At 43.0% G+C, this 12,197-nt stretch carries 9 protein-coding genes, 1 tRNA gene and 1 pseudogene; 8 read left to right on the plus strand and 3 right to left on the minus strand.

Going from position 1 to position 12,197, the window contains the following annotated elements:
* The first annotated feature begins 173 nt into the window (after positions 1–173).
* From proB to drt3b, 6 genes and pseudogenes are all read left to right on the plus strand, one after another.
* A complete protein-coding gene (proB, locus tag ABIB59_RS08695; protein WP_041852618.1) occupies positions 174–1,277 on the plus strand; it encodes a glutamate 5-kinase in 1,104 nt (367 codons plus the stop codon).
* Positions 1,278–1,288: 11 nt separating this feature from the next.
* Positions 1,289–2,542, plus strand: a complete 1,254-nt coding sequence (gene proA, locus ABIB59_RS08700) for a glutamate-5-semialdehyde dehydrogenase (protein WP_169039891.1) — start codon at positions 1,289–1,291, stop codon at positions 2,540–2,542.
* A 116-nt stretch (positions 2,543–2,658) separates the two neighbouring features.
* Positions 2,659–2,734 (plus strand) — tRNA-Thr (locus ABIB59_RS08705).
* Between the two features lie 152 nt (positions 2,735–2,886).
* A pseudogene (locus ABIB59_RS08710) lies at positions 2,887–4,053 on the plus strand (tyrosine-type recombinase/integrase).
* Positions 4,054–4,056: 3 nt separating this feature from the next.
* Positions 4,057–5,283, plus strand: a complete 1,227-nt coding sequence (drt3a, locus tag ABIB59_RS08715) for an antiviral reverse transcriptase Drt3a (RefSeq protein WP_354035030.1) — start codon at positions 4,057–4,059, stop codon at positions 5,281–5,283.
* The gene (drt3b, locus tag ABIB59_RS08720) at positions 5,284–7,284 is read left to right on the plus strand and encodes an antiviral reverse transcriptase Drt3b (protein ID WP_354035032.1); all 2,001 of its coding nucleotides are present in this window, start codon (positions 5,284–5,286) and stop codon (positions 7,282–7,284) included.
* 437 nt (positions 7,285–7,721) lie between these two features.
* Here the strand turns inward: drt3b and ABIB59_RS08725 are convergent, their stop codons facing one another.
* The gene (locus ABIB59_RS08725; RefSeq protein ID WP_041852609.1) at positions 7,722–8,210 is read right to left on the minus strand and encodes a MarR family winged helix-turn-helix transcriptional regulator; all 489 of its coding nucleotides are present in this window, start codon (positions 8,208–8,210) and stop codon (positions 7,722–7,724) included.
* Positions 8,211–8,370: 160 nt separating this feature from the next.
* On the opposite strand from ABIB59_RS08725, the gene ABIB59_RS08730 reads away from it, so the two are divergent.
* Positions 8,371–9,498: an MFS transporter gene (locus ABIB59_RS08730; protein ID WP_502910502.1), complete on the plus strand. Its 1,128-nt coding sequence runs from the start codon at positions 8,371–8,373 to the stop codon at positions 9,496–9,498.
* 213 nt (positions 9,499–9,711) lie between these two features.
* Here ABIB59_RS08730 and ABIB59_RS08735 read toward each other — a convergent pair whose 3' ends face one another.
* Entirely contained in the window at positions 9,712–11,355 is a 1,644-nt protein-coding gene (locus tag ABIB59_RS08735) for a putative glycosyltransferase family protein (RefSeq protein ID WP_354035036.1), read from the minus strand.
* Positions 11,356–11,599: 244 nt separating this feature from the next.
* On the opposite strand from ABIB59_RS08735, the gene ABIB59_RS08740 reads away from it, so the two are divergent.
* The gene (locus tag ABIB59_RS08740; protein WP_354035038.1) at positions 11,600–11,815 is read left to right on the plus strand and encodes a hypothetical protein; all 216 of its coding nucleotides are present in this window, start codon (positions 11,600–11,602) and stop codon (positions 11,813–11,815) included.
* A gap of 158 nt (positions 11,816–11,973) precedes the next feature.
* Here ABIB59_RS08740 and ABIB59_RS08745 read toward each other — a convergent pair whose 3' ends face one another.
* Positions 11,974–12,186 (minus strand): STY0301 family protein, encoded by a 213-nt coding sequence (locus tag ABIB59_RS08745; RefSeq protein ID WP_335254741.1) that lies wholly within the window; start codon positions 12,184–12,186, stop codon positions 11,974–11,976.
* Positions 12,187–12,197: the final 11 nt, after the last annotated feature.

The following is a 12,197-nucleotide window of genomic DNA, read 5'->3' on the forward strand; positions in this document are numbered from 1 at the left end:
TTTACAAAGCAGGTTTTACAGGTAGTGTCATAAAAGCGTCAAGTTTTGTAAGTAGGTTTTCTGATTGCCTTCAAGGATTTTCTTAAGTTGTTAAAACTGCCAGTTGGAAGTTGGCTCTGATCCTGTTACAAAGACTGTTTACTTTTTTTCTTCTACGTTGAACGGCAGAAATCATGAGCGACAGCCAGACGCTGGTAGTGAAACTCGGCACCAGTGTTTTAACGGGCGGATCCCGCCGCCTGAACCGCGCCCACATTGTTGAACTCGTGCGCCAGTGCGCACAGCTACATGCAGCAGGGCATCGTATTGTTATTGTGACTTCTGGCGCTATCGCCGCCGGGCGTGAGCACCTGGGTTACCCGGAGTTGCCTGCCACCATCGCCTCGAAACAACTCCTTGCCGCTGTCGGGCAAAGCCGCCTGATTCAACTATGGGAACAGTTGTTCTCAATTTACGGCATCCACGTTGGGCAAATGCTGTTAACCCGCGCCGATATGGAAGACCGTGAGCGTTTCCTTAATGCGCGTGACACTCTGCGTGCGCTCCTCGACAACAACATTGTGCCGGTCATCAACGAGAATGACGCCGTTGCGACGGCGGAAATCAAAGTCGGCGACAATGACAATTTATCGGCGCTGGCCGCTATTCTGGCGGGCGCAGACAAACTCCTGCTTCTGACCGATCAGCAAGGTCTCTTTACCGCTGACCCGCGTAACAACCCGGACGCTGAATTGATCAAGGATGTGTTCGGTATTGATGACGCGTTGCGCGCGATTGCGGGTGACAGCGTATCGGGCCTGGGTACTGGCGGGATGGGTACCAAATTGCAGGCGGCGGATGTTGCCTGTCGTGCAGGTATCGATACTATTATTGCCGCAGGCAGCAGGCCGGGTGTGATTGGCGATGTGATGGAAGGGGTTCAGGTCGGGACGCTTTTCCATGCGCAGGCTTCACCGCTGGAAAACCGTAAACGCTGGATTTTTGGCGCGCCTCCGGCAGGTGAAATCACCGTTGATGAAGGCGCGACAGCCGCTATCCTGGAACGCGGCAGCTCCTTGTTGCCAAAAGGGATTAAAAGCGTGACAGGCAACTTTTCCCGTGGTGAAGTGATCCGCATCCGTAACCTCGAAGGTCGCGATATTGCACATGGCGTTACCCGCTATAACAGTGACGCGCTGCGTCGCGTTGCCGGTCATCATTCGCAGCAAATTGATTCCATTCTCGGCTATGAATATGGCCCGGTCGCCGTGCATCGCGACGATATGATTATCCGTTAAGGAGCAGATGTATGCTGGAACAGATGGGCATCGCTGCTAAAGCAGCGTCGTACAAGCTGGCATTGCTCTCCAGCCGTGAAAAAAATCGCGTACTGGAAAAAATCGCCGATTACCTGGAAGCACAGTCTGACGAGATTATTCTCGCTAACGAGCAGGACGTTCTGGAGGCTCGCCGTAATGGGCTGAGCGAAGCGCTGCTTGATCGCCTTGCGTTGACGACAGCGCGTTTGAAAGCGATTGCTGACGATGTTCGCCAGGTGTGCAAGCTGGCTGACCCGGTAGGGCAGGTGATCGACGGCGGTCTGCTGGACAGCGGCCTGCGCATTGAGCGTCGCCGTGTGCCGCTCGGCGTAATTGGCGTGATTTATGAAGCGCGTCCGAATGTCACCGTGGATGTGGCTTCCCTGTGCCTGAAAACCGGCAACGCGGCGATTCTGCGCGGCGGTAAAGAGACCTGGCGCACCAATGCGGCAACGGTAAAAGTGATTCAGCAGGCGCTGGAAGAGTGCGGTTTACCCGCCGGCGCGGTACAGGCGATTGAAAGCCCGGACCGCGCGCTGGTCAATGAAATGCTTAAGATGGATAAATACATCGACATGCTGATCCCGCGCGGTGGCGCTGGCCTGCATAAGCTGTGTCGTGAACAGTCCACCATTCCGGTGATTACCGGGGGCATCGGCGTTTGCCATATTTTTGTTGATAATACGGCAGAGATTGCCCCGGCGCTGAACATTATCGTGAATGCGAAAACCCAGCGTCCGAGTACCTGTAACACCGTCGAAACGCTGCTGGTTCATCAGGATATTGCGGGCACTTTCCTGCCTGCGTTGAGCAAGCAGATGGCGGAAAGCGGCGTTACCTTGCATGCGGATGCGCAATCGCTGGCGGCGCTGCAATCGGGTCCGGCAGCGGTTGTACCGGTTAAAGCAGAAGAGTATGACAATGAGTTTTTGTCGCTGGATCTGAACGTGAAAATCGTTGCTGACCTGGACGATGCTATCGCCCATATCCGCGAGCATGGCACGCAGCACTCCGATGCTATCCTGACGCGTACTCTTAGTAATGCGAACCGTTTCGTCAATGAGGTCGACTCTTCTGCTGTTTATGTGAATGCCTCCACGCGTTTTACCGACGGCGGTCAGTTTGGCCTGGGCGCGGAAGTGGCGGTGAGCACGCAAAAATTGCATGCGCGTGGACCGATGGGCCTTGAAGCCCTGACCACCTACAAGTGGATCGGTTTCGGTGACGATACGATTCGTGCGTAAATAACAGCGGGGTGATGCAAAAGTAGCCGTTTGATTCCAAAGGGCATTGACGCATCACCTCGTTAGATCTAACCTTTTGCCCCGTGGTTCACCGACGTGAATCCCGTCCTTTCAGGGCCGATATAGCTCAGTTGGTAGAGCAGCGCATTCGTAATGCGAAGGTCGTAGGTTCGACTCCTATTATCGGCACCACTTCGAGTTCCTCACACGGTCGTAGTCACCCATAAAGTTTTTGTTTTATAAAGTTTTTTCTTTCTCTTTAGTCCGTTTTAACCCATAGCTATCCCGTCGAATCCGGTACTAAATGTGTATATGCTCCTGTTCGGTCCTGGATTCCTATACACATGCCTTTAAACGATATGCAGATTCGCCGCGCTAAGCCTGAAGCTAAAGCCTATACACCTGGAGATGGGAAAGGGCTGTCATTGCTTATAGAACCTAATGGAAGCAAGAGTTGGCGGTTCCGTTATCGTTTTGCCGGTAAACCAAAAACGATCTCGCTTGGTGTGTATCCTACGATCACACTTGCAGATGCCCGTTCTCGTCGTGACGATGCCTGAAAACTTTTCGCCGAAGGAAAGAATCCGAGTGAGGTTCGAAAAGAGCAGAAGATTGTTTTGTAAACCGAGTCTGAGAGCGCGTTCGAAAAGATAGCGACAGAGTGGCATCAAATGAAGTCTGCCAAATGGTCGGTAGGATATGCCTCGGACATCATGGAAGCGTTTCAGAACGACATCTTTCCTTTTGTCGGGACTAGACCCGTTTGTGAAATCAAACCGCTAGAACTGCTTAATGTGCTGCGTAAAATTGAAAAACGTGGCGCGTTAGAGAAAATGCGTAAAGTGCGGCAGCGTTGCTCCGAAGTATTCCGCTATGCAATTGCTACAGGTAGGGCGGAGTTTAATCCTGCGGCAGATCTCTCAAGTGCTCTCGAAGTTCATCAATCCAATCATTTTCCTTTCCTAAAAGCCGATGAGATACCTAATTTTCTAAGAGCCTTAGACGGTTACACTGGAAGTAGACTTGTTCAGATTGCCACGAAATTACTAATGATCACCGGTGTAAGAACCATTGAATTACGTGCTGCATTATGGGCAGAATTTGATCTAGATAACGCTATTTGGGAAATTCCTACTGAAAGGATGAAAATGTGCAGGTCACATCTTGTGCCGTTATCAATTCAAGCGTTAGATTTACTCGAACAACTTAAGATCATGACAGGGAACTACCGTTATGTTTTTCCGGGGCGGAATGATCCGAATAAGCCTATGAGTGAGGCTAGCATCAACCAGCTGATCAAGCGTATTGGGTATGGAGGAACAGTGACTGGGCATGGTTTTAGGCATACGATGTCAACGATTTTGCATGAACATGGCTTTGAGTCTACATGGATTGAAATGCAACTTGCTCACAGCGATAAGAATAAAATTCGAGGTATCTATAATCATGCTGATTACTATTGCAACCGTAAAGAAATGTTAAATTGGTACGCAGACAAGATATTAGGATGAAAAATGCTGGATCAAACATTCTCGGCAAGAAATCTTATGAGGCTTTTATATAAAGAAGATCCTAAAAATTTTCTCAGGAATATTAATAGGGAAGATTATGAAAGCGAAATGATGAGGTTTTCACAAATCATTAATGATGATGGTTTTTCGTTTGGGCAAATTTCCTTTGCAAAGATAAATAATAAACGAGTTCTAATTCCAAATGAATTCAAAGATATCTTAGCGCTGAGGAAAGCTAATGATAATTTGAAGAGAATTTATGGTGTCACACAATCAGATAGGAATGATATTGTAAGGCACGTGATATGCATGCTTGAAGAGCCTATACCTTTTTTTGTATATAAGTTAGACATTAAAGACTTTTATGAAAGTATTAATCGAAACATAATTCTAGAAAAATTATTAAAATCCTCCATTGTTTCATATAAAACAAAAAGATTATTAAAACTTTTTTTTGAATTACCTCATGTATCTTTAGAAAGAGGTCTTCCAAGAGGTATTGGTTTAAGTGCAACTATGGCTGAACTTTATCTTGAAGATTTTGATGATAAAGTTAAACGTACAGGCAGTGTTTTCTACTATGCTCGCTATGTAGATGATATTATTATTTTTACTTGTGAAAAAATAATAGACTTTCAAAATTTCTTTAAACGGTTTTTGCCGGATGATCTAGAATTTAATATTGCAAAATGTCGTGAAATAAATATTAATAATGATGATAAAGGGATGGTGGCAAATGAGTTTAATTATCTAGGGTATTGTTTTTGTGTAAGAAATGGGAAAGTTAAGAGCTCTGAAAAGAGAGATGTTAAAGTTACAATTTCAAAAAAGAAAATCCTTAAATTAAAAAGAAAAATTGTACTCTCTTTAAAAGATTATTGTAAAACAAATAATTTCCCTTTATTGGAGAAAAGAATTAAATTTCTTACTTCAAATGTGATTCTTGAAAAAGCGAAAAAAATTTCTGATGAAGGAAGTTCGCCACTATATAGTGGCGTGTACTATAATTATTTACATATCAGGTCGTATGAGCAACTCAAAGTGTTAGACTTGTTTAAAAATAAAATGTTATTTTCTTGCCGTGGCAGTCTAGGTAATCAATTAATAACTAAAGGTGATAAAGAGTTATTAAAAACATTAAGGAAATATTCTTTTCTGAGCGGATACAATAACAGGAGAAAAGTTAGCTTTACTTTTAAAGAGATAAATGACATAAGGAGGTGCTGGTAAATGAAAATAAAAATAAAAAAAGGTGATTATAATAGGGTGTTATTAACGGATGTATTACCTTATGAGGTCCCTATTCTTTTTTCTAATGAAGATTTTTACCATATTATAAATAGGGATGATTTGCCATCCGAATTTAAGGATTTGTTTTTAGTAGAGAGTCTTAAATCTACGGTGCCATATATATATAAGATAAAGAAAGGCCAAGCGAGTTTCCGTAGTTTGGCTATCATACATCCAGCGCATCAACTCAAAATATGCCAGTTTTATAAGCAATATGAACATCTTATCATCCATTTATGTTCCAGAAGTGACATTTCTCTCAGATATCCCAATAAGATCGGTACTTACTATTATGAAAAAGATTTCTTGAAAGATAGAGTTGAATTAAAAGATGGAGGAGTTGATTTAGTTATTGACGGTTTTGATTTGCAAAGCCAGACAGCTTCATCATATTTTTCTTATAAGAAATATCCTTTTCTATATAAGTTTTATGAGTCTTTTGAATTTCACCGTCTTGAAAGGAAATACGAATATATGGTGAAGTTTGATATCTCTAAATGCTTTTCACACATTTATACTCATAGCTTGGCTTGGGCTGTCAAAAATAAAAAGTATGCTAAAGAAAATATAGACAGCACTCATTTTGAAGGTGCTCTTGATAAGCTATTTAGAGATTTTAATCACGGGGAAACTAATGGGATATTGATCGGTCCTGAAGTGTCAAGAATTTATGCGGAAATTATTCTGCAAAGGATTGATTTAAACATTACCGAGAAGTTAAGTAAGTTGTTTAATCTTGATTTTAATGACGATTACGTCATTAAAAGATATGTTGATGATTATTTTATATTTGTTTCCGATGAGGCTAATATATCAAAAATTGAAATGGTACTTTCTGCTGAGTTAGAATATTACAAGCTTTATCTGAATGAATCAAAAAAAGAAACCACTATACGTCCGTTTATAACAGGGTTAACAATAGCTAAATACGAATTGAAGCAAGTTATTGACGACATATTTAATGATATTGTAGATGTTGGAACAATAAATGAAGTTAATAGCTTGATATCTAAGAATCTCACAGAAGATGAACTAAATAAAATAGATAATCTATTCTTGCTTGATAAAAAAAAGAAAAGATTTAGTCGAACAGGGGAAATTATTAAGTCTATTAAAGTCGTTGTTAAACGAAATAAAGTAACCTTTGATCAAGTTTCAAGTTATCTCCTGATGGCGTTAAAGAAAAAACTATTTTCACTCTTAAAAGTGCTTTCTTTGTATTCATACGATGAGAAGAGATATCTCAAGTTAATAAGGTTCATATCATTGCAATTAGAGGTGATATTTTTTGTTTATTCCATGGATAATAGAGTTAGGCCGACATATATAGCTTGTCAAATCATATTAGAGGTTAATTCGTTTGCTGAGCGATTTCAAGATGATATAAAGGAAGTGTTAAAGAAGAATCTCTTGGATGAAGTTACATTGTCTTTGAAGAATGGCCTGAGTTATTCCGAAGGTGGTTATGTTGAGTTTTCTAATATCCTTATTGCCTTAAAGGAACTTGGCGGTGAATATTATTTCGATGAAAGTTACTTGGTTGATTTTATTGATTCAAAAATAAATTCCTCTGAGGGGGTGAGTTACTTTGTAATTTGTAGCGTACTATACTACATTCATGGGAGGAGTGATTGCGCGATTCTTCTTGATCGGATTAAGGATATTATTCTGGATAAATTCAAAGATAATACTAATAACAAAGCTCATTGTGAGATGACACTGTTAATATCCGATGTTTTGTCCTGTCCTATACTTGATGATAAATATAAAATAAAAGCTTATAGAGCTTTTTTTCCTTCATTCAAAAAAGGAAAAACAAATGCTGAAATACAGCAGGTCGTTGATTTTTTTAGAGGTAAGATAGTGTTTTTTAACTGGTTTGGAAATAAAAATCTTGAGCAAATTCTTTACAGAAAAGAGTTGCGGACACCTTATGAATAATTGTAGTATTTTCAGGCTTTAACTGCGAAGTTGATTTTTGATAATTTCAAAAATTGATGAATCACAATGCTTACCGCATTGGCTTTTGAAACAAACGAGGTCAAACGCTCGCGATAAGTTTGATCTCTGCTGCTAATCAGACACACTATACGTTGAAGCTAAGGTGGGCCGCTTTGCGGCCCCTTCCTTAGCCTCCATTTATTGTGTCGCTGTTACATTCTTTACGTGTTGAAATTTCAATTAGCGCAGACTCCTACTTCCCAGATCTCATAGTGTATACAACGCCTCGCCAAAGCCGAGGTGAGCATGATTAGCCAACTGAATCGCCTCGAATTCGACAGACACCTCAGAGCCATTTTACGATGGCTTAAAGAGAGGGGCCCATGAGCGGGCCTTTAATTACCCGGCCATTATCGATATGAGCGAGGGCCGCAATCTCAGCCCGGAAATGTCAGCAGCAACTCCCTTAATAATGATTCAAGCTGCTCCCGTTTAGCCTGGGAAAGGTTGGCCAGTATCGCGTTTTGCGTTTCAGTGTGGACGAGAAGCGCTTGTTCGATACGCTCTCGCCCATAAGCTGTCAGGCTGACCAGTGTGCTGCGTTTGTCATCGGGATCTTGAATTCGCTCAATCAGTCCTTGCTCTTCAAGATGGTTAAGGCGATTCGTCATCGCCCCGGAAGTGACCAGTAGCGATTTATATAGCTGTGTTGGAGAAAGACAATAAGGCGCGCCGGCTCGGCGCAAAGTGGCAAGGACGTCAAATTCCCCATCGCGAAAGCCGAACGGTTCCAGTGCCTGGGCGCGCATCTTCCCCAAATGCTTCATCACCCTCAACATTCGGCCAAAAACTTTCATTGAAGAGGCGTCAAGCTCAGGCATTGCGCTGTCCCACTGGCTGACAACGAAGTCGATATGGTCATGCATTTTCGTACCTTAAATAGGGTTATTTATCGAGTTGTGCGGTCCATCTTACACAAGGAACACATTTATCTTAATGTTAAGATAAATGCTTACGCATTTTTTGCTGGAGCAATCACATGCCTAAAAGGATTACGTTTTGAAACGCATAGCATCTTCGCCCTTTATGTTCGCATTTATCGCTTTTTTGATCGGGTTGAATCTTCGCCCCATCCTGGCTTCCATCGGACCGTTATTTCCGGTTTTACAGCGTGAAGCAGGGCTATCCGCCACGGAATTCAGTCTGCTCACCACTTTGCCTGTCGCCATGATGGGGTTGGTTGCGCTGAGTGGACCATGGCTTTTAGCCAGAACCGGTGCAGTCAGGGGTATTACAGTAGGGCTTTCCATCCTGCTTTTCGCCTGTTTATTCCGGGGCTTTAGCACATCACTCACGGGGCTTATGTGTACAGCTTTAGCGGGTGGCGCGAGTATCGGCATGATCCAGGCGTTAATGCCAGCGCTGATAAAAAAAGAATACGCGCAATCGGCCAGCACGTTTATGTCTCTGTTCAGCACCGGAATTATGGCCGGTGCGGCGCTGGCTGCCGCCACGGCCGAGCCGTTGTTTACCCTGCTTGATCTAAAGCCTACGCTGGCAATAGGCGGTTTGTTAGCGCTTCTTGCCCTGCTATTTTGGCTGTCATGGGCCAGGCACCGCCAGGTAGAAAAAACGGTGTTCGCAGAGGTGACATTATCGTCATCCAGGACATGGCTGTTATTGCTATTTTTTGGCATCGGGACAGGCGCCTATACCCTGGTACTGGCGTGGCTTCCCCCTCTCTATATCCAGGCGGGCTGGAGCGCACGGAGCAGCGGCTATATGCTGGCCTGGCTTACGTTAACCGAAGTTGTAGCGGGCTTTGTCGTTTCAGCGCTGATAACGCGCTTTCCTGACCGCCGTGTTCCGCTGCTCATCGTGCTGTTGATGTTGCTGGCAGGGTTGATGTGTCTTGTCTTTTCTCCCGGAACCACGCCAGTTGTGTCAACATTGCTGCTTGGTTGCGGTATTGGCGCGCTGTTCCCGCTATCGCTTATTGTGACATTTGATCATGCCCGAACGCCGGCCGAGGCAGGCAAACTGTTGTCACGAGTGCAGGGTGGCGGATACCTGATTGCCGCGCTGATGCCATTAATCGCCGGTATGGTGCGCGACAGCGGTGCGTCACTGACAAACGCGTGGCTCATCATGAGTGCAGGCGTCATCCTGTTGATTGCGATAGCTTTACGCTTTAAGCCTGTGGTGCACAGGTAGAAATAACGGTCTTATTCCCGCTCTGCCAGTTACCTTCGGTATTGACCTCATCTTCACTGTCAAACCAGAAGGTATCTGGCAATCAGATGGGCTTATTGGCAAACAATATGTGTCTGTTCTGCGCTACCTTCGAACCATGCTGAGTATTTTTTTGTAGTGCCACGCTTGTGATGAACAACGAAAAAATCACTATGCGTGGCCGTCAAGAGGTGTTTAGCGGTGTCGTCGTATATATAACCGAGTTTCTGAAACGATAATAATTAATAGCATCGCAAGACTAATTAATCCTGGGATGATGTAAATGTTTTTATCGTATCCTAGAGCGATGGTGTGCATACCTTTCTCTACGTTCGCACCTATAAAACCATTATCTAAATATATTGGCTGTGTCTTTTTATTATCAATCATAAGATAATAACCAGAATACATAATATAAGGTAGGGTAAAGAGGGTCTGTTTTTCTGCTTCAACCTGAAAATAAGGATATCCATTATTAAAACCATTCGGTTTTTCAATGGTATGAGATCCTGCTGCGTTGAGCGATTCATGAGTGATTGGGAATTTTATATTGTTATTAACATAATCACGGTATAAAATGTTTGAACTAAATTCTGGCGGTGTGGAAAAAATTGCACCGTGAATCGGGAATGTGATTTGCAATGCGATGAGTATCGGTAAAATAAATAGCCAGCTTTTTGTTTTGTTCATCCATTGCAATACAGGCAGTACAGCATAAAGGGAGAGGATTGCAGTGATGCAACTCAATAATCTCCATGAGAACTGAATTAGCTGTAATACAGATATTTTTTCAGGTATCCAGTTCCATGAAAAAACAGGGCATAGCATTAATGTAAGAATACCAGCGATCAGAAGCATAGATCTTGATATGCGTTCTTTATCAGTGAATAGTGCAATAATAGATAAAACAATAATTAAAATCCCAGGGCTTAGAAATAAGCTATACCCAATCGTTCCACTTGTGTTTTTAGTTGCAAGTAATACGTGGACAAATTTAACCCTGGTTTGATTTATAAATTCATAAGATTTCTGCATTTTGGTGAATGCAAAGATATCAGAGTAATGCATATGATAGATCAGTGGTAACCAGTAAAAGCTGGAAATTAGTAGACTGACCAGAGCTGATTTTGCCAGAAAAATAATGATTTCACGGGTAATGATTTTTTTGATGTTTATCAGCGAAAATATGAAAAAGAAAATCAATACGACGATGAAACTAGGGATGTTGGCTAATAGTATTAATGTGCAGGATAAAGGAATGAGCTTTCGATCTTTGTCTCCTGTTAATAATGCATTGCATCCTCTAATAAGTAAGGGCATGAATGCCATTGCGAGACATTCCCCGACAGCAAACCTTTGGAAAAAATTGCATAGGAAATAACTTGAGCTAATAAAAAGTGTTGCGCTGATATGGCCGGCTGTTGCGGATGAAAACTCCCGTTTAGCTGCATAGTATGCTGAAAATGCTGAGATTAGAATAATTGATCCCAGGGTGAATTTCATCTGTAGCGCATTATTGTCAAAGCCAAATAGAAAAAGTCTGCTTATAAAAAGCAATAAAGTACTCAGAGGGGGATAAAACGCTCCCCACGATAAGCCGTACTGATTTTCTGTCCAGTAGTCAAAAAGGGGAGGGAATTGTTGATGGTCAAGTTGTGCATTGAGAGCTTGCAGCCTTAATACATGTGGCCCCCAATCATCGCCGCCCCATAAGTTATGGTGGAGCATTGGAATGAAGAGAGCCGCTAAAGTCAAGCTCAGCAAAAAGAACGACCACCGTTGAGTGGTCATTTTATCGCGCATATCTCTTCCCATCACAGGTTGCAGTTTTACGTCCATAAAGGTCAGGTTCCACACAAATTTTGTGACTTTTGCGGTACTCTAAGGGATCTAATTATTATTTGTACATGATTTTTTCAAAGGTTCATCTGCATACTCTCCTTTGCAAGGAGCCGATAACAATGAATTGATATAAATTAAACCGTCTCACTATTCTTCGACGTATTAGCATGGCTTTTTCGCGTTTTGCTTGTGCTATGATCCCGCGACGCATAATCCCCTTTCCCCCTTTCGGTGATGTGAGATGAAAATTATCCTGTTTATTGTTGTGCTGATCGCTGCGCTCTTTCTGATCCCTGAGCGTTGGGTTAACGATATTTTTATGCGTCATATTTCTGTTACGGGTGACGGCGAAGAGGCAATGAACAATTACGCCTTCACGCTGTTGCTTATCAAGACTGCTCTGGCTGCTGTGATTGCTGCTCTGGTGCTATGGGGCTACCGTTTATTTAAACGCTGATTAAATATTGAGTGGTAAACGTTCTGTTTGCGATGAAACACTGCGGAGTGTGAACAATTTACTGTTCATCTCTTATGGATGGTTTATGGCGTATCGCCAGTTCCGCTAAGCGGGCGATATCTGGCAATGCGCAGGTTTATTCACAAGAGGCGTAAAACTCATCTTTGCTGTGTCCATACCATTTCTTCGTCTGTATCCGGTAATAATGACGCCCTTTCTTCTGGCGGCCCGACGAAAACATCGACGACATTCATTCGGTATGTTTTATTGCCATCCTGTAAAACAGGTGGGCAGTTGATTTTTTCGGCAAAAACAGTGCTGGAAAAGAGAAACAACGCACAACCTAAAATTATTTCCTTACTCCACGACATAATCATTCCCT

Source organism: Citrobacter sp. UYEF32 (assembly GCF_040546205.1).
Taxonomy (GTDB): Bacteria; Pseudomonadota; Gammaproteobacteria; order Enterobacterales; family Enterobacteriaceae; genus Phytobacter; species Phytobacter diazotrophicus.